Below are 18,232 nucleotides of genomic sequence, written 5' to 3' on the forward strand. Positions count from 1 at the left end.
TTCCGGCATCCGGCGCCGTGCCATCATCGAGCTTCGATCGACCAAGTGGAGTCCTAGTTGGGAGGGCGCGTGGCGATGGAGGCCGGCCCTCGCGACACTGCACAAGGCACCGAGCCCCTCACCGTCGAGAGCGGTGAATCGGAGCAGGACGAGAACCGTCTGAGCCCCGACGGGCCCGACGACACGCAGGGCGGAGTGACGGCCGACGGCCCCGAGCCGGACGAGATGTTCGCCGGTGGCCCCGAGGTCGAGGTCGAACTGCGCCCGCAGCGCCGACTGCGCATCTGGCAGCTCGCCCCCATCGTCGCCCTCGCCGCGGTCGGCTCCCTGATGTTCGCCTTCCCGCTCGCCTTCGACTTCGGCGACAGCGGCGCCGTCATCGCCATGCTGGGACTGCTGATCTGCTCCTGCGCGGCCGGCTGGGGCATGATGGCCGCCCGACGGGTGGGCTACACGGGCCCCGGGCTCCCACCGAGGGGCTCCGGGCGCAGACCCGACTGGCGGGTCGTCCTGGCGTACGTGGTCGTAGTGGCCGCGGTGGTCGTGCTGGCAGTCTGGCGCGTGGCAAGGCTCCGCTGAAGCGTCCCCTGTGAGGGGCGCGGGGCTGTGTCGCTGTGCGGCTCCGCCGCGTGGGCGAGACCAGCCCGCCGGCCCGCACGCACTCACCACCCCATCCGTCTGTCACTCCCAGCGGAGGGGTCCCTTACGATCGAGGAATGAGCACGCGCACGCGGATCGCCTTCCTCAAGGGCCACGGCACGGAGAACGACTTCGTGATCGTGCCGGACCCCGAGAACTCCATCGACCTGCCCCCGGCCGCCGTCGCCGCCCTGTGCGACCGCCGGGCGGGCATCGGTGGTGACGGCCTGCTGCACGTGGTGCGGTCCGCCGCGCACCCCGAGGCGCAGCACATGGCGGCCGAGGCCGAGTGGTTCATGGACTACCGCAACGGCGACGGCTCGATCGCGGAGATGTGCGGCAACGGCGTGCGGGTGTTCGCGCACTACCTCCAGCGCGCCGGGCACGTCGCCGAGGGCGACCTCGCGGTGGCCACACGCGGGGGCGTGAAGAGCGTGCACATCGCAAAGACCGCATCCGACAGCGGCTCCGCCGCGGGCGACATCACGGTCGGCATGGGCAGGGCGCGCCTCCCCGAAGGGGACGTCACGGTGACCGTGGGTGAGCGCAGCTGGCCCGCGCGGAACGTGAACATGGGCAACCCCCATGCGGTCGCGTTCGTCGACGACCTCGCGCACGCCGGAAACCTGTACGAGCCGCCGCCCTTCAGCCCGGCCTCCGCGTACCCGGACGGCGTGAACGTGGAGTTCGTGGTCGACCGCGGCCCCCGGCACGTCGCGCTGCGCGTGTACGAGCGCGGCGCCGGCGAGACCCGCTCGTGCGGCACGGGCGCGTGCGCCGTCGCCGTGGCCGCCGCCCGCCGCGACGGCGCCGACCCTGCCGTCACCGGGAGCCCGGTGACCTACACCGTCGACGTGCCCGGCGGGACCCTGGTCATCACCGAACAGCCCGACGGCGAGATCGAGATGACCGGCCCCGCAGTGATCGTCGCCGAGGGCGAGATCGACTCCGAGTGGCTGGAAACATTCGTTCGCTGAACGGGATGGCGGCTTGGGATCCGAGGCCTGTGTGCCAGGTGGTGCACGGGAGTTGCCCCGGGGCGACGACCGCGCGTTCGAAATCACGGGCCGTCCCCTGTCGCGTGGCGCGAAACCGTAAACCTACAGACCTTCGCTCGAATGGGTGATCCGTTTCACGCTCGGCGAGAGGCGGTCAGCCGCACGTGATGGGCTCGGTAGCATCAAGCACCGGCCCGGACGGGGGACCGTTGCCATCCCCTGAGCCGTGTCCGCCATGGGGCACCCCGTCCGCCGGTCCACGCAGCCGGAGGTGCCCATGAGTGCGGAGGCGACGAATCCCGCGACGCCAGGTCCGATGACGGGCCCGGCGGCGCGCTGGCGGGCGCGGATCGACCTGCGCCGCCTCGGCCGTGCCGCCCTGCTCGGCCCCGCCACCCGTGACCGGCTGCCCAGCGCCATCAGCCATGTCGTCGACGCCCACCGCGCCCACTACCCGAGCGCCGACCTCGAACCCCTGCGCCGCGCCTACGTGCTGGCCGAGTCCTCGCACCGCGGCCAGATGCGCAAGAGCGGCGAGCCGTACATCACGCACCCGCTCGCGGTGACGCTGATCCTCGCCGAACTCGGCGCGGAGACCACGACCTTGACGGCCTCTCTGCTCCACGACACCGTCGAGGACACGGACGTGACCCTCGATCAGGTCGGCGAGGAGTTCGGTTCGGAGGTCCGCTATCTCGTCGACGGCGTGACGAAACTGGAGAAGGTCGACTACGGCGCCGCCGCCGAGCCCGAGACCTTCCGCAAGATGCTCGTCGCCACCGGCAGTGACGTCCGCGTGATGTCGATCAAACTCGCCGACCGGCTGCACAACATGCGCACCCTCGGCGTCATGCGCCCCGAGAAACAGGCCCGCATCGCCAAGGTCACCCGCGACGTCCTCATCCCGCTCGCCGAGCGGCTCGGCGTCCAGGCGCTGAAGACCGAACTGGAGGACCTGGTCTTCGCGATCCTCCATCCCGAAGAGTACGAGCACACACGGGAGTTGATCGTCGACAACGCCTCCCGCGCCGACGACCCGCTCGCCGAGATCGCCGACGAGGTACGAAGTGTGCTGCGCGAGGCCGACATCCCGGCCGAAGTCGTCATCCGGCCACGGCACTTCGTCTCCGTGCACCGCGTCGCCCGCAAGCGCGGCCAGCTGCGCGGCTGCGACTTCGGCCGGCTGCTGGTGCTGGTGAACGAGGACGCGGACTGTTACGGCGTCCTCGGCGAACTGCACACCTGTATGACGCCCGTGGTCTCGGAGTTCAAGGACTTCATCGCCGTCCCCAAGTTCAACCTGTACCAGTCCCTGCACACCGCGGTCGCCCGCGCGGACGGCCAGGTCGCCGAAGTCCTCATCCGCACCCACCAGATGCACAAGGTCGCCGAGGCCGGCGTCGTCGCGCTCGGCAATCCCTACGCCCCGCCTCCTGAGGAGAACGCTCCGGCCGACGGCGAGCGCGTCGACCCCACCCGCCCGGGCTGGCTCTCCCGCCTCCTCGACTGGCAGGAGGCCGCCCCCGACCCGGACACGTTCTGGTCCACCCTCCGCGAGGACCTCGCCCAGGACCGTGAGATCACCGTCTTCCGGCCCGACGGCGGCACACTCGGGCTGCCCGAGGGCGCCACCTGCGTGGACGCCGCGTACGCCCAGTACGGCGAGGACGCGCACGCGTGCATCGGCGCCCGCGTCAACGGGCGCCTGGCGACGCTGAGCACCGTTCTGCGGGACGGCGACACCGTCCAGCTCCTCATGGGCCAGGACCCGGCCTCCGAGCCCTCCAGGGAGTGGCTGGAGCACGCCCACACGCCTGCCGCCCGTATCGCCATCCAGCGCTGGCTGGCGGCCCATCCGACGCACGAGGAGGCGCAGGAGGCAGCACAGGAGAGGGCACAGGAGACCGACGAGGAGCCCTCGGTCGCCCTCCGGCCCGCGGCGGAGGGACTGAACTCACGTCCCACCACCGCCGACATCACGGTCGACCAGCCCGGCGCGACCGTACGCCTCGCCGGCTGCTGCACACCCGTACCGCCCGACGAGGTCACCGGCTTCGCCGTGCGGGGCGGTGTGGTCACCGTCCACCGTGTCGAGTGCGCCGCCGTGGAGCGCATGAAGAGTGGGGGGCGTGCGGAGGTCGACGTGCGCTGGGGGGACACCACCGAGTGCCGGGTCACGCTGCTCGCCGAATCGTTCGTCCGCCCCCATCTGCTGGCGGATCTGACGGAGGCCATGGCCCTCGAAGGCGCCGAGATCGTGTCCGCGACGGTCGAACCTCCCACCCAGCAGCGCGTCCGCCACACGTACACCCTCCAACTTCCGGACGCGGCTCACCTGCCCGCCCTGATGCGGGCGATGCGCAATGTGCCGGGGGTCTACGACGTGAGCCGGGCGCAGACGCCGGGCGGGTGAGCGCCCGGGGCGCGCGCCCCACGGCGCCTGAGCCGCACACCTGCACCCGACCTACCCGTTCGGGTGGGCCGAACGCGAGTCGTCGCCGTCCGGCACGTGTGCGCTGATAGCCGTGATCCATGCTGCTCACCCCGCGCTCCCAGGCCCCACGACCCGACGGCCCGCGTCCCGGCACCGCGGCTCGGTTCCGCCGCCCCGCCGGCCGCCTGAAGGCGACCGCACTGCTCGCCTCCGCCGTCTCCGTCTGCCTCCTGGCCGCGAGCTCGCCCCCGACTCCCCTGGGCATCGGCGACCGCCTCTACCCGGACCTCGGCAACCCCGGCTACGACGTGCAGTCCTACGACCTCTCGTTCACCTATCCCGGCACCAACAGCAAGCCCCTCCAGGCCGTCACCACGATCAACGCGTCGACGACCGCGGACCTGGACCGGCTGAACCTCGACTTCGCACACGGCAAGGTCGAATCGGTCCAGGTCAACGGTGAGCCGGCCGGCTTCGCCAGTGCGGGCGACGATCTCGTGATCACGCCCGCCAGGCCGCTGCCCCGGGGCACCTGGACGCGGATCACCGTGCGGCACACCAGCGACCCCGTGGCCGCCAAGGACCAGGACGGCGGCTGGGTGCGCACCGAGGACGGGCTCGCCATGGCCAACCAGGCCGACGCCGCGCACCTGGTGTTCCCCTGCAACGACCACCCCTCCGACAAGGCGCTGTTCACCATCCGGATCACCGCCCCCAACGACTACACAGCCGTGGCCAACGGCATGCCGACCGGCGTGGAGCGCGGCCCCAAGTCGACCACCTGGACGTATCGCACCCGGCACCCCATGGCCACCGAGCTCACCCAGGTGTCCGTCGGCCGCTCCACCGTGCTGCACCGCACCGGGCCGCACCACCTGCCCATGCGCGACGTCGTGCCCACCAAGGACGTCAAGGATCTCGAACCGTGGCTCGCCAAGACCCCCGACCAGATCGCCTGGATGGAGGGCAAGGTCGGCCACTACCCCTTCGAGACGTACGGCCTGCTCATGGCACAGGCGTCCACCGGCTTCGAACTCGAGACCCAGACGCTCTCTCTCTTCGAGAGCGAGCTGTTCACCGGCCACACCTACCCCCAGTGGTACGTCGAGTCGATCATGGTGCACGAGCTGTCCCACCAGTGGTTCGGCGACAGCGTCAGCCCGCGGACCTGGTCCGACCTGTGGCTCAACGAAGGGCACGCCACGTGGTACGAGGCGCTGTACGCGGAGGAGGTGGGACACAAGCCCATGGAGAAGCGCATGAAGGCCGCGTACGCCGCCTCCGACGGCTGGCGAGCCGCCGGTGGCCCGCCAGCCGCCCCCAAGGCGCCCGACCCCGGCCAGAAGATCAGCATCTTCCGGCCCAACGTCTACGACGGTGCCGCGCTCGTGCTCTACGCCCTGCGCCAGGAGATCGGCCGGCCCGCCTTCGAGCGTCTGGAAAGGTCCTGGGTGAGCCTCCACCGCGACGGCACGGCCACCACCGCCGACTTCGAACGGCTCGCCTCCCGGATCTCCGGGCGCGACCTGAGCGGCTTCTTCGAAGGCTGGCTGTACGGCAAGAAGACCCCGCCGATGCCCGGCCACCCGGACTGGAAGCCCGCCGCACCCGGCGCCCAGGCCGTGAAGGCCGCGAAATAAGGCGATGACCGGACGGGCCGTGCCGTGCGACCATCTTCGGGTCGGCGGCACGGGTCGCGGGGAATCTCCCGGGGTACTCGTACGTTGACCACAGTGACCGCTCACGCGATCGCCGTAACGGAATCTCCATCGACGTAAGGATCCAATGACCTCCTCTTCATCCCCTTCCCAGGACACTGAGCGCTTCGCGCACACCTACCCCGAGCGTCTTCGGGCCGATGCCCTGATGGAAGAGGACGTCGCCTGGAGCCACGAGATCGACGGAGAGCGGGACGGCGACCAGTTCGACCGCTCCGAGCGCGCGGCCCTGCGCCGTGTGGCGGGCCTCTCCACCGAGCTCGAGGACGTCACCGAGGTCGAGTACCGCCAGCTCCGCCTGGAGCGTGTCGTGCTCGTCGGCGTCTGGACCACGGGGACCGTGCAGGACTCGGAGAACTCCCTCGCGGAGCTCGCCGCCCTCGCGGAGACAGCGGGCGCGCTCGTGCTCGACGGCGTGATCCAGCGCCGCGACAAGCCCGACGCGGCCACCTACATCGGCTCCGGCAAGGCCTACGAGCTGCGCGACATCGTCCTCGAAACCGGAGCCGACACCGTCATCTGCGACGGTGAGCTCAGCCCCGGCCAGCTCATCCACCTCGAAGACGTCGTCAAGGTCAAGGTCATCGACCGTACGGCCCTGATCCTCGACATCTTCGCCCAGCACGCCAAGTCCCGAGAGGGCAAGGCGCAGGTCGCGCTCGCGCAGATGCAGTACATGCTGCCGAGGCTGCGCGGCTGGGGTCAGTCGCTGTCCCGGCAGATGGGCGGCGGCAAGGGCGGCGGCCTCGCCACCCGTGGTCCCGGTGAGACCAAGATCGAGACGGACCGGCGACGGATCCGCGAGAAGATGGCGAAGATGCGCCGGGAGATCGCGGAGATGAAGACCGGCCGCGAGATCAAGCGCCAGGAGCGCAAGCGCAACAAGGTGCCGTCCGTCGCCATCGCGGGCTACACCAACGCCGGCAAGTCCTCGCTGCTCAACCGCCTGACCGGAGCCGGTGTCCTGGTCGAGAACGCCCTGTTCGCGACCCTGGACCCGACCGTCCGCCGGGCCGAGACCCCGAGCGGTCGCCTGTACACGCTGGCCGACACGGTCGGCTTTGTCCGGCACCTGCCGCACCACCTGGTCGAGGCGTTCCGCTCCACCATGGAGGAGGTCGGCGAGTCCGACCTGATCCTGCACGTGGTCGACGGCTCGCACCCGGCGCCGGAGGAGCAGCTGGCCGCGGTGCGCGAGGTGATCAGGGACGTCGGCGCCACCGACGTTCCCGAGATCGTCGTGATCAACAAGGCGGACGCGGCCGACCCGCTGACCCTTCAGCGGCTCCTGCGGATCGAGAAGCGCTCCATCGCCGTGTCGGCCCGCACCGGGAAGGGCATCCAGGAACTGCTCGCGCTCATCGACAACGAGCTGCCCAGGCCGTCCGTCGAGATCGAGGCGCTGGTGCCGTACACCCACGGCAAGCTGGTCGCCCGCGCGCACGACGAGGGCGAGGTGATCTCCGAGGAGCACACCCCGGAGGGCACGCTCCTCAAGGTGCGGGTGCACGAGGAGCTGGCGGCGGACCTCGCGCCGTATGTCCCGGCCCCGGCGGTCTGAGCCGCAGGCCGGATCACCGCCGAATCGAGCGTCACCAAAGGCCCGCCCCCTCACCGAGGGGGCGGGCCTTCAGCACGAGCAGCTCTACTGACCGGCGAACTTCTTGCTCACCGAGTCGTAGACACCCTTGGCCACAGCACCCAGCCGAGGTCCGGCCAGCCAGCCCGAAGTCACCGGGCCGATCGAGGTGTTGGACACCAGCGCCGGCTTGCCGTCCGAGCCCGTCGCGACCCAGCCGCCGCCGGACGAACCGCCCGTCATGGTGCAGCCGATGCGGTACATCGTCGGGTCCGAGGCGTTGATCGACAGCCGTCCCGGCCTGTCGGTGCACTGGAACATCCTCTGGCCGTCGAACGGCGGGGCTGCCGGGTAACCGGTCGCGGTGATGCTGGAAACCTTCGGCACGGCCGGAGCGTTGAAGTCGACAGGCAGTGCCGAACCGACCGTCTCCTCCAGTGACTTGCCGTTGCCACCCTTCTCCGGCGTCACATGGATGACGGCGTAGTCGTAAGAGGCACCGTCACCGCCCGTCTCGCCGCCCTTCTCGATCCACTGCTGAGAGGTCTGCGCCCAGTCGCCCCACCAGACGCCGTACGGAGCCGCCTCCTCCCTGGTGGCGTTCTGCAGCTGGGCGGCCGACCTGCCCGCGTTGTTGTACGACGGCACGAACGCGATGTTGCGGTACCAGCCGCCCTTCCTGCCGGCATGCACGCAGTGGCCCGCCGTCCACACGAGGTTCGACTTGCCGGGGTGGGCCGGGTCCTCCACGACCGTCGCCGAGCAGACCATCGTGCCCTCGGGGGAGTCGAAGAACACCTTTCCGGACGCCGCCGCGTTGGCGTGGTACGTAGGCGCCACGGCCTTCGCGTCCACGGGCGCCGGCGTGGGGTCGGTCACGCCCTGGTCACCGGAGAGGTCGTTCTCGTCGACGCCCTTGTCCGGGTCGTTGGCCTTCCGCATCCGGTCCGGGTTCCACAGCCCCTTGATGATCGGGTTGATGAACTCGTCGGCCTCGCGCAGCCAGTCGTCCTTGTTCCAGTTCTTCCAGGCGCCGTGCTTCCACTTGTCGATGTCGAAACCGTGCTCTTTGAGCTTGTTCTTGATGTCGTCCGGGATCTTGATCTTGCCGTCGCCGCTGCCGGTGTCACTCGCGGAGGCGGAGGCAGAGGCCTGGCCGCCGGCCTTGTCGTCGCCCGAGTTGCAGGCGGTGGCGGTGAGTGCCAGCGCCGATGCGAGGGCAACGGCGGCCAGAACGGGGGAGGTTCTACGGCGGCCACCCCTCTCCCGGCGAACGGTGACGGACGGCCTCATGGATCGCATGCGCTGACTCCCCCTGGGATGAACTGAACAAATCGGGTGCCGCGGCCGTGAACCCACGCTCGAAGCAGGTGATCCCACGTGCCTTCACGGCTTCCTGGAACGGCACCACACACTATGCGCTCGCTGTGGGGGACTCCCGACGGAACGGCAACGGTTCCGTCACGGAAAGGATCTTGAGGCAACCCGTAACCCGGTGAGCGGTGGGGGGTTGGTACCGGTGGGGGTTCTGCTGTCCGTGTGCGGTTCCCCGGTGGGAGGACAGGGAGTCGTGGCCGAGTCTGCATGCGGCGGGAGTGCGCCCGAGGGAACCCTTGGGCGGCCTGCTGCCGGTGAGGTGTCCGCGACCGGCCGGGCCGCGCACGAGGGGATCCTGCGGCGGCAGTCGGCACGCGAGTCGGCGGCGCGCACCTATGCGCGTGCCCTGCCGATCGTCCCCGTCCGGGCCCGGGGGCTGACCATCGAGGGTGCCGACGGCCGCCGCTACCTCGACTGCCTCTCCGGAGCCGGGACGCTCGCCCTCGGCCACAACCACCCCGTGGTGCTGGAGGCCATCCGTAAAGTGCTCGACTCGGGCGCCCCGCTGCACGTCCTCGACCTGGCGACCCCCGTCAAGGACGCCTTCGTCACCGAGTTGTTCCACACCCTGCCGCGTGGCCTCGCCGACCATGCGCGCGTGCAGTTCTGCGGGCCGGCGGGCACCGACGCGGTGGAGGCAGCGCTGAAGCTCGTCCGCACCGCGACCGGCCGCACCGGACTGCTGGCCTTCACCGGCGCCTACCACGGCATGACCGCCGGAGCCCTCGAAGCATCCGGAGACGCCTCGGACGTACGAGTCACCCGCCTTCCCTATCCCCAGGACTACCGCTGCCCCTTCGGCGTCGGCGGGCCCCGCGGCGCCGAACTCGCCGCACACTGGACCGAATCCGTCATCGACGACCCCAAGTCGGGGGTGCGCCATCCCGCGGGGATGATCCTGGAACCCGTCCAGGGCGAGGGCGGGGTGATCCCCGCGCCGGACGAGTGGATGCGGCGCATGCGAACGATCACCTCGGCCCGCTCCATCCCGCTGATCGCCGACGAGGTCCAGACGGGGGTCGGACGGACCGGTGCCTTCTGGGCGGTGGAGCACAGTGGCATCACCCCCGATGTGATGGTCCTCTCCAAGGCCATCGGCGGCAGCCTCCCCCTTGCCGTGGTCGTCTACCGCGAGGACCTCGACGTCTGGGAACCGGGCGCCCACGCTGGCACCTTCCGCGGCAACCAACTCGCCATGGCCGCAGGCACGGCCACCCTGGCCTACGTCCGAGAAAACCACCTCGCCGAGCGGGCGGCCACCCTCGGCTCCCGCATGATCACCCAACTCTGCTCCCTGGCGCGGGAGTTTCCCTGCATCGGGGATGTGCGGGGGCGGGGGCTGATGATCGGGCTGGAGCTCGTGGACGCGGAGGGGGATTGTGGGGGGCGCGGGGGACCGGACTCGGCCTCTTGCACGTCCAGAGGGCTGTACGGAGGTTCCGCTGGGCCGAGTTGGGAGACGGAGGGTTTGGATCGCAACCATCGCCGGGGCGGGCCCGATGACTTGGTGGATTGCGAGCCCCTCAACAGCGGGACGACTCCGGCGGTGGTGCCGGATTCCCTCGCCGGCAGCCCGCGCCCGGCCGATCCCGAACTCGCGGCCGCCGTCCAGCGGGAGTGCCTGCGACGTGGCCTCATCGTCGAAGTGGGAGGCCGCCATGCAAGCGTCGTGCGGCTCCTCCCGCCACTGACGATCAGCGACGAACAAGCGGCTGCCGTGCTGGACCGTCTGGCCGACGCCGTGGAAACGGCGGCCCGCGACCGCTCCGGCCGACCAGCTGGAATACGACGGGCGCACGGACCCGACCCTCGGCGCCGACGACAAGGCGAGCGCGCCGAGCACGCGGGCCACCACGGCACCTGATGCGTGCCCGCTCGTCCATGCCGTCGCGACCGACGTCCATGCCTGCGCACGCCTCGCACCCCCTGAACACCGCGAACCCCTTGAAACCAGGACGGCCATACCTCCTCTTTCGTCGCCGGTAGCGCAGTAAGGCCCAGGTTCGTCACCGCACGAACCAGAACCACCCACGAGGACCGCCTTGAACCCCACCCCTGCATCCGACGCCCGCACCCACGCCCCCGAGGGAGGCCCCGCCGAGGCACCGCCCTCGCAGCAGCTTCCACCTGCACGGGTGGCCCCCTCAGCTCCTCGTCAGCAGGGACGAGCGGCTGCCCGGGAACCGGAGCCGGGGCGGGGCGCGGAGCGGGAGTCGCACCAGGGGCCGGCTCGGACTTCGGCCGGGGGCGGAACTCCGGGGGACGGTCGTTCCATGGACCGGGTTCCGGAGCAGCGCAAAGCCCCCGTTGCCGAGAGACCGCGCCACGCCGCCGCCGATCTCCTCGAGCACCCCGACCCGCACACCGCAGCCGAGGCCGCGGCGGTCGAGAACCTGCTGCGCTGCTGGGTGCGCGAAGCCGGCCTCCACGCCCCCGAGGACGGCACCCTCCGGATCCCCCTGCCCGCCAGCGGCACGGCCCTCCTCGCCCCCGTGCACTACTGGTCCCCGACGGGATGGCACCGATTCGGTCTCCCGTTCCTCGCCAACGCTCCGGCACATGCCCGACCGGCCGACGCGGTCACCATCGCCGCACTGCTGACCAGAGAAACGCCCGACCGTGGCAACGACACGGCCGCCCAGCCCGCGACCACCGGCCCCAGGACCAGCGGCGCCTCTCGTCCCGGGACCGCCCAGTCATCGGCCCCCGCCCCAATCGCCTCCCCATCCGGCCCGGACCTCGTCGCCCGCGTCGCCGACTCCCTCCGCCGTACCGTCACGTTCATCCGCGAACGCCGGGAGCGCCCCTCCGACGGACCAGACCTCTTCCTCGCTGCCGAGCAGGCACTCGTTCTCGGGCACCCACTGCATCCCACTCCCAAGAGCCGCGAAGGTCTCTCCGAGGCCGAGGCACGGTCGTACTCACCCGAGTTGCGCGGCTCCTTCCCCTTGCACTGGCTGGCTGTCGCCCCTTCTGCACTTGCCTGGGACTCCGCCTGGACCGAGCGCGGCCGTCCCGTCCCCGCGCCCCAGCTCATGGCGCGGCTCGCCGAAGCCGAGCTGACGCTGCCCGAGGGCTACGCAGCCCTCCCGCTGCACCCTTGGCAGTGGCGCGAGGTGCGGCAACGCGCCGACATCTCGCCCCTGTTCGACGCCGGGCTCCTCCGTGATCTCGGAGCGCACGGCTCGCCCTGGCACCCCACCTCCTCCGTGCGCACCGTGCACCGGACCGGCTCTCCCGCCATGCTCAAACTGTCGCTGGCCCTGCGGATCACCAACTCCCGTCGCGAGAACCTCCGCAAGGAACTGCACCGAGGTGTCGAGGTTCACCGCCTGCTGCGCAGCGGCCTGTCCAGGCAGTGGCAGGCTGCCCACCCCGGGTTCGACATCGTTCGCGACCCCGCCTGGCTCGCGGTCGACGCGCCGGACGGCAGCCCCGTGCCCGGACTCGACGTGATGATCCGCCACAACCCGTTCAGCCCGTCCGACGACGTCTCCTGCATCGCCGGCCTCGTCTCACCCCGGCCTCAGGTCGCGGCAGGCAGCAAGTCGGCGCGCGCAGCGCACCGCCCGGAAGACGGCCCGCCGCTCCTGCAGTCACGGCTGGCCACGGTCGTCACGCGCCTTGCGGGCCGAACCGGTCGTCCCCGCGCGGCCGTTGCCGTCGAGTGGTTCCTGCGCTACCTCCAGCAGGTCGTCCGTCCCGTGCTGTGGCTGGACGCGGAGGCGGGGATCGCCCTGGAGGCGCATCAACAGAACACGCTGCTCCTGCTGGACGCAGACGGCTGGCCCGCCGGCGGCCGCTACCGCGACAACCAGGGCTACTACTTCCGGGAGTCCCGACGCACCCAGCTCGACGCCCGGCTGCCCGGTATCGGCGAGCACAGCGACACCTTCGTCTCCGACGAGGTCACCGACGAGCGCTTCGCCTACTACCTCGCGATCAACAACGTGTTCGGCCTCATCGGTGCCTTCGGCTCCCAGCGCCTCGCCGACGAACAGCTGCTGCTCGCCGCCTTCCGCCACTTCCTCAACGACGTCGCCTCCGGCCATGCCCGGTTGGGCACGTCACTTCCTGCCCACCTCTTGGACTCACCCGTCCTGCGCTGCAAGGCCAACCTGCTGACCCGTTTGCACGGCCTCGACGAACTCGTCGGTCCGGTCGACACCCAGTCCGTCTACGTCACCATCGCCAACCCCCTGCATTCCTGAAAGCGACCGCCGACCCCCGTCAACTCCCTTCGCTTCTGAGGAACATGCCCCATCCCGTCCACTGAGAGGAGCGGCGCCGTGCCTCCCACCGACGCCAGCGCACACGCAGCCACCGTCCCCGGCACTGAGTCCGGCGCCGACTCGAGACCCGTTGCGGCCGAGAGCAGCACCGGTGCGGGCACGGACAACGAGGACACACTGGACCTGCGGCTGCCCGACGAACTGCTTGCACTCTTCGCAGCGGAAACGGACTCCGAGGAGCCACGAAGCCGGTGCGAAGATCCAGCACCGCCCGTCTCCGTCACCAGAGCCGACGACGACCTCCTCGACCGTGTGGCGGACTGGGGGCCGGTCGCCACACCCGCGGGTGTGTTCCACCTTGTCCCCGTGCACGTCGAGCGGGACCTACCGCTGATCAGCCGCTGGATGAACGACCCTGCCGTCGCCGAGTTCTGGGAGCTGGCCGGCCCTACGAGCCGGACCGAGAGCCATCTGCGGGCCCAGCTCTCCGGCGACGGGCGCAGTGTTCCGTGCCTCGGCGTGCTGGAGGGCACACCGATGAGCTACTGGGAGATCTACCGCGCGGACCTCGACCCGGTGGCCCGCCACTATCCTGCTCGGCCTCATGACACCGGACTGCACCTCCTCATCGGCGGGGTCGCCGATCGAGGCCGCAAGCTCGGCAGCACCCTGCTCAGAGCCGCGGCCGACCTCGCCCTGGACAAGCGGCCCGCCTGCGCACGCGTCATTGCGGAACCCGACCTTCGCAACACCCCCTCCGTCGCTGCTTTCCTGAGCGCCGGTTTCCGGTTCGCCGCCGAGGTCGACTTGCCCGCCAAGCGGGCCGCCCTCATGATCCGGGACCGGTCCCTGCGCGATCTGCTGTGACTCCGTGTCGCAGCATCATCACTTCTGGTACACCGCCCGTGCCGATCCGGTTCCCACTGCCCCACATCCGTTTTCCACGGCGCCGGTCCCGAGGGCACCCGAGCCGATCTTCCCGAGCGATCCACTCCTACCCTCACCCGAGGAGCAGCCGGTCTTGATCCCGCCCTTCGTCCCCGTCTTGATCACCCGTTTGTCAGTGCCGGGTCGTAGGGTGGTCGCGCTATGACGAAGCCCTCACTCCCCGAACTCCTGCATGCTGCCGTCACTGCCGTCGGCGGTACGGAGCGCCCCGGCCAGGTGACCATGGCCGAAGCCGTCGCGGAGGCGATCGACGACGGTTCCCATCTGCTGGTCCAGGCCGGCACCGGCACCGGAAAGTCGCTGGGCTACCTCGTGCCGGCGCTCGCGCACGGGGAGCGTGTCGTCGTGGCGACGGCCACCCTCGCCCTGCAGCGCCAGCTCGTCGAGCGGGATCTGCCGCGTACCGTCGATGCGCTGCACCCCCTGCTGCGTCGCCGCCCGGAGTTCGCCATGCTGAAGGGCAGATCGAACTACCTGTGCCTGCACCGGCTCCACGAGGGTGTCCCACAGGACGAGGAGGAGGGGCTGTTCGACCAGTTCGAGGCGGCCGCGCCCACCAGCAGGCTGGGCCAGGACCTGCTGCGGCTGCGCGAGTGGTCGGACGAGACCGAGACCGGCGATCGCGACAACCTCACCCCCGGCGTCTCCGACCGGGCCTGGGCGCAGGTGTCGGTCTCCTCCCGGGAGTGCCTGGGTGCCTCGAAGTGCGCGTACGGCGCCGAGTGCTTCGCCGAGATGGCCCGCGAGCGTGCCAAGCTCGCCGAGGTGGTCGTCACCAACCACGCCCTGCTCGCGATCGACGCCATCGAGGGCGCCCCGGTCCTCCCGCAGCACGAGGTGCTGATCGTCGACGAGGCGCACGAGCTGGTCTCCCGGGTCACCGGAGTGGCCACCGGCGAACTCACACCGGGCCAGGTCAACCGTGCGGTCCGCCGCGCCGCGAAGCTGGTCAACGAGAAGGCTGCCGACCAGCTCCAGACCGCCGCCGAGGGCTTCGAGCGGTTGATGGAGCTGGCCCTGCCGGGCCGTCTGGAGGAGATCCCGGAGGACCTCGGGTACGCGCTCATGGCCCTGCGCGACGCCTGCCGTACGGTGATCTCCGCGATCGGCGCGACCCGGGACAAGTCCGTCCAGGACGAGGACGCGGTCCGCAAGCAGGCGCTGGCCTCCGTCGAGACGGTGCACGACGTGGCGGAACGGATCACCAACGGCTCCGAGTGGGACGTCGTCTGGTACGAGCGCCACGACCGCTTCGGAGCCTCCCTCCGCGTTGCCCCCATGTCCGTGTCGGGGCTCCTGCGGGAGAAGCTCTTCGCGGACCGCTCCGTCGTCCTGACCTCCGCGACGCTGAAGCTGGGCGGCGACTTCAACGGCGTCGGTGCCTCCCTCGGGCTCGCGCCGGAGGGCACCGAGGGTGAGGACCTCCCGCAGTGGAAGGGCGTCGACGTCGGCTCGCCCTTCGACTACCCCAGGCAGGGCATCCTCTACGTCGCCAAGCATCTGTCGCGCCCCGCGCGGGACGGCGACCGCGCCGACATGCTGGACGAGCTGACGGAGTTGATCCAGGCGGCCGGAGGCCGCACCCTCGGCCTCTTCTCCTCCATGCGCGCCGCGCAGCTCGCCGCCGAGGAACTGCGCTCCCGGATCCCTGAGTTCCCGATCCTCCTCCAGGGCGAGGAGACGCTCGGCGAGCTGATCAAGAATTTCGCCGCCGAGCCGAAGACCTGCCTGTTCGGCACGCTGTCACTCTGGCAGGGCGTCGACGTCCCCGGCCCCAGCTGCCAGCTGGTCGTCATGGACAAGATCCCCTTCCCGCGTCCCGACGACCCGCTGATGAGCGCCCGCCAGAAGGCGGTGGAGGATGCCGGGGGCAACGGCTTCATGGCAGTCGCCGCCACACACGCCGCGCTGCTCATGGCCCAGGGCGCCGGCCGCCTCGTACGGGCCTCGGGGGATCGCGGAGTGGTCGCCGTACTCGACCAACGACTGGCCACGGCACGCTACGGCAGCTATCTGAAGGCGTCACTGCCGGACTTCTGGTACACGACGGACCGTAACCAGGTCCGGAAGTCGCTGGCGGCGATCGACGCGGCGGCGAAGAAGTCAGAGGCCGAATGAGCGAGGGTTGGTCTGTCGCGCCACCGCGACAGACCAACCCCCAGAGCGCCACACCCGCTGGCGGAGCGCGGGCAGCACAGGGCCCCGGAACCGGCGCAGGGGTCCCGGGGCCCGGTCAGAGGGTGGTTCTGTACGAACCGCCCGCCGCAGCCGTCAAACGCGCCGCAGCACTGCCACCACCTTGCCGAGGATGGTCGCGTCGTCGCCGGGGATCGGCTCGTACGCCGCGTTGTGCGGGAGGAGCCAGACGTGGCCGTCCTCGCGCTTGAAGCGCTTGACGGTGGCCTCGCCTTCCAGCATGGCCGCGACGATGTCGCCGTTCTCGGCGACCGGCTGGCGGCGCACCGTGACCCAGTCGCCGTCGCAGATCGCGGCCTCGATCATGGAGTCGCCGACGACCTTCAGCACGAACAGCTCGCCGTCGCCGACCAGCTGGCGGGGGAGGGGGAAGACGTCCTCGACCGACTCCTCGGCGAGGATCGGGCCACCGGCCGCGATGCGGCCGACCAGCGGGACGTACGACGCGGCGGGCTTGCCGGCGGTGTCCGTGGGCTGCACGGAGGCGCCCTGGTCGGAGCCGCGCACCTCGTACGCGCGCGGGCGGTGCGGGTCGCGGCGCAGGAAGCCCTTGCGCTCCAGTGCCATCAGCTGGTGTGCGACCGAGGAGGTGCTGGAGAGGCCGACCGCTTGGCCGATCTCCCGCATCGACGGCGGGTAGCCGCGCCGCTGTACGGAGTCCCTGATGACCTCGATCACCCGGCGCTGCCGGTCGGTGAGGCCCGAGCTGTCCGCCCGGATGCCTGGAGGTCGGCCTGGCAGGGAGCGCTTGGGCCCCTCGGGATTCACGGCTTCGTTCATCGCATGCACCGGCTCGAGTCGGCCCTGGGAGCGGTCCTGGGCAGTGATGGTGGCACTGTCTGCGGTGGTGGTCACGTCGGCCCCTCTCGATGGTCTCCCTGCTGGACAACGGTAGTTGCTTTCGAAAGGTTGCGCCAAACACACGTTCGAGTGAAAAAACGCGGATCGCCGTACTTGATCATGCGTCTGGGTGTATAGCTAACGCGGCACCTGGCGGACAAAAGGGCCCATTGTTGTACTCTTCACCGCCGGAGTGCTGACCTCGTGGGTTCCTGCCCCAGTCTGCCATCCGGCATTCCGTCAACCGGGCACAGGTCTCCATCTCTGCGGGAGCCCCACGTCGCCTCCCTGCGGCGCCCACGGTATCTCCGCATCTGCCGTAACGGTACGGCTGTGCACCCGCGGAGCCGGTGCGCCGCACCGGTCGCGTGGCACATGCCAATACCTGCGCGACACGCGCGTAGGGAGTGCATGCATGGGCCAATCCCCACATGTAGTGGTTGGATTGCAGCAGCAGCCCAGAAGTTGTGGTCCCCCGGGTCTTCAGGCTCCTGGCGATCGCCTATGCTTGGGGCTGCTTCGAGGGGCCCATGAGGCCCAGCGAGGCTATTGAGTCTGCTGTGAGGAGGGTTGGGAGTTCATGCACTGCCCCTTCTGCAGGCACCCCGACAGCCGTGTCGTCGACAGCCGTACGACCGACGACGGCACGTCGATCCGCAGGCGCCGCCAGTGTCCGGACTGCTCCCGTCGTTTCACGACCGTGGAGACGTGCTCGCTCATGGTGGTCAAGCGGTCCGGAGTCACCGAGCCTTTCAGCCGTACCAAGGTCATCAATGGTGTGCGCAAGGCATGCCAGGGACGGCCTGTCACCGAGGACGCACTCGCCCAGCTCGGCCAGCGGGTCGAGGAGGCGGTGCGGGCCACCGGAAGCGCCGAACTGACCACCCATGACGTGGGTCTGGCCATACTCGGCCCGTTGCAGGAGCTCGACCTCGTCGCGTATCTGCGATTCGCCTCCGTCTACCGGGCATTCGACTCGCTCGAGGACTTCGAGGCAGCGATCACGGAACTCAGGGAGGAGAGGCGACCCGTCGCCGCGGACAACGACGACCGCGAGGACGCTGTCGCGGGGGGCCAGGAAGAAGACTGCGGGCCCGGAGGGACTGCTCAGGTCCCCGAGCCCGCCCACGCCGCCGACTGATCGGCGGGCCGGAACCGGGCGGAGGCCCCGATTCCGGCCGGACGGCGGCCATCGAAGACCTGTTGCGGGCGGCAGCGCGAGATGCCCGCAACACCAGACAGAACACCGTGCCACGGGAACATCGGGGCAC

12 protein-coding genes are annotated in these 18,232 nt (G+C 70.5%); 10 read left to right on the forward strand and 2 right to left on the reverse strand.

The annotated features are described in order from the left end of the window. The first annotated feature begins 75 nt into the window (after positions 1-75). The 5 genes from ACFY1E_RS40425 (at position 76) to hflX (ending at position 7,350) form a co-directional block, all read left to right on the forward strand. The gene (locus ACFY1E_RS40425) at positions 76-579 is read left to right on the forward strand and encodes a hypothetical protein (RefSeq protein ID WP_365839302.1); all 504 of its coding nucleotides are present in this window, start codon (positions 76-78) and stop codon (positions 577-579) included. Positions 580-716: 137 nt separating this feature from the next. Beyond that, positions 717-1,616 carry a diaminopimelate epimerase gene (gene dapF / locus ACFY1E_RS40430; protein ID WP_389085606.1) on the forward strand — a complete coding sequence of 300 codons (900 nt, stop codon included), beginning with the start codon at positions 717-719 and terminating at the stop codon, positions 1,614-1,616. Positions 1,617-1,914: 298 nt separating this feature from the next. Then, positions 1,915-4,050: a RelA/SpoT family protein gene (locus ACFY1E_RS40435; RefSeq protein ID WP_389085609.1), complete on the forward strand. Its 2,136-nt coding sequence runs from the start codon at positions 1,915-1,917 to the stop codon at positions 4,048-4,050. Between the two features lie 119 nt (positions 4,051-4,169). Further along, entirely contained in the window at positions 4,170-5,711 is a 1,542-nt protein-coding gene (locus tag ACFY1E_RS40440) for a M1 family metallopeptidase (RefSeq protein ID WP_389085611.1), read from the forward strand. Between the two features lie 145 nt (positions 5,712-5,856). Next, positions 5,857-7,350 carry a GTPase HflX gene (gene hflX / locus ACFY1E_RS40445; RefSeq protein ID WP_389085614.1) on the forward strand — a complete coding sequence of 498 codons (1,494 nt, stop codon included), beginning with the start codon at positions 5,857-5,859 and terminating at the stop codon, positions 7,348-7,350. An 84-nt stretch (positions 7,351-7,434) separates the two neighbouring features. Here hflX and ACFY1E_RS40450 read toward each other — a convergent pair whose 3' ends face one another. Then, on the reverse strand, positions 7,435-8,670 hold the full coding sequence (locus ACFY1E_RS40450; protein ID WP_389085616.1) for a trypsin-like serine peptidase: 1,236 nt from the start codon (positions 8,668-8,670) through the stop codon (positions 7,435-7,437). A gap of 334 nt (positions 8,671-9,004) precedes the next feature. Between ACFY1E_RS40450 and ACFY1E_RS40455 the strand changes: the two genes are divergently transcribed. The 4 genes from ACFY1E_RS40455 to ACFY1E_RS40470 all read left to right on the forward strand — a co-directional run bounded on the left by ACFY1E_RS40455 (position 9,005) and on the right by ACFY1E_RS40470 (position 16,043). Further along, positions 9,005-10,609: a diaminobutyrate--2-oxoglutarate transaminase family protein gene (locus tag ACFY1E_RS40455; RefSeq protein WP_389085837.1), complete on the forward strand. Its 1,605-nt coding sequence runs from the start codon at positions 9,005-9,007 to the stop codon at positions 10,607-10,609. 409 nt (positions 10,610-11,018) lie between these two features. After that, positions 11,019-12,956 (forward strand): IucA/IucC family protein, encoded by a 1,938-nt coding sequence (locus tag ACFY1E_RS40460; protein WP_389085618.1) that lies wholly within the window; start codon positions 11,019-11,021, stop codon positions 12,954-12,956. A 78-nt stretch (positions 12,957-13,034) separates the two neighbouring features. Further along, positions 13,035-13,844: a GNAT family N-acetyltransferase gene (locus tag ACFY1E_RS40465; RefSeq protein ID WP_389085620.1), complete on the forward strand. Its 810-nt coding sequence runs from the start codon at positions 13,035-13,037 to the stop codon at positions 13,842-13,844. Positions 13,845-14,066: 222 nt separating this feature from the next. Next, a complete protein-coding gene (locus ACFY1E_RS40470; RefSeq protein ID WP_389085623.1) occupies positions 14,067-16,043 on the forward strand; it encodes an ATP-dependent DNA helicase in 1,977 nt (658 codons plus the stop codon). 153 nt (positions 16,044-16,196) lie between these two features. Here ACFY1E_RS40470 and lexA read toward each other — a convergent pair whose 3' ends face one another. Beyond that, positions 16,197-16,976 (reverse strand): transcriptional repressor LexA, encoded by a 780-nt coding sequence (gene lexA, locus ACFY1E_RS40475; RefSeq protein WP_115909488.1) that lies wholly within the window; start codon positions 16,974-16,976, stop codon positions 16,197-16,199. A gap of 565 nt (positions 16,977-17,541) precedes the next feature. Between lexA and nrdR the strand changes: the two genes are divergently transcribed. After that, on the forward strand, positions 17,542-18,102 hold the full coding sequence (nrdR, locus tag ACFY1E_RS40480) for a transcriptional regulator NrdR (protein WP_389085627.1): 561 nt from the start codon (positions 17,542-17,544) through the stop codon (positions 18,100-18,102). Positions 18,103-18,232: the final 130 nt, after the last annotated feature.

This window comes from Streptomyces sp. NPDC001604, assembly GCF_042893475.1.
GTDB lineage: Bacteria > Actinomycetota > Actinomycetes > Streptomycetales > Streptomycetaceae > Streptomyces.

Coding starts and splice junctions, on each gene's coding strand:
- ACFY1E_RS40450 (WP_389085616.1), bottom strand. CDS start 8,670: ATGCGATCCATGAGGCCGTCCGTCACCGTTCGCCGGGAGAGGGGTGGC.
- dapF (WP_389085606.1), top strand. CDS start 717: ATGAGCACGCGCACGCGGATCGCCTTCCTCAAGGGCCACGGCACGGAG.
- ACFY1E_RS40435 (WP_389085609.1), top strand. CDS start 1,915: ATGAGTGCGGAGGCGACGAATCCCGCGACGCCAGGTCCGATGACGGGC.
- ACFY1E_RS40460 (WP_389085618.1), top strand. CDS start 11,019: ATGGACCGGGTTCCGGAGCAGCGCAAAGCCCCCGTTGCCGAGAGACCG.
- ACFY1E_RS40470 (WP_389085623.1), top strand. CDS start 14,067: ATGACGAAGCCCTCACTCCCCGAACTCCTGCATGCTGCCGTCACTGCC.
- ACFY1E_RS40440 (WP_389085611.1), top strand. CDS start 4,170: ATGCTGCTCACCCCGCGCTCCCAGGCCCCACGACCCGACGGCCCGCGT.
- hflX (WP_389085614.1), top strand. CDS start 5,857: ATGACCTCCTCTTCATCCCCTTCCCAGGACACTGAGCGCTTCGCGCAC.
- nrdR (WP_389085627.1), top strand. CDS start 17,542: ATGCACTGCCCCTTCTGCAGGCACCCCGACAGCCGTGTCGTCGACAGC.
- ACFY1E_RS40425 (WP_365839302.1), top strand. CDS start 76: ATGGAGGCCGGCCCTCGCGACACTGCACAAGGCACCGAGCCCCTCACC.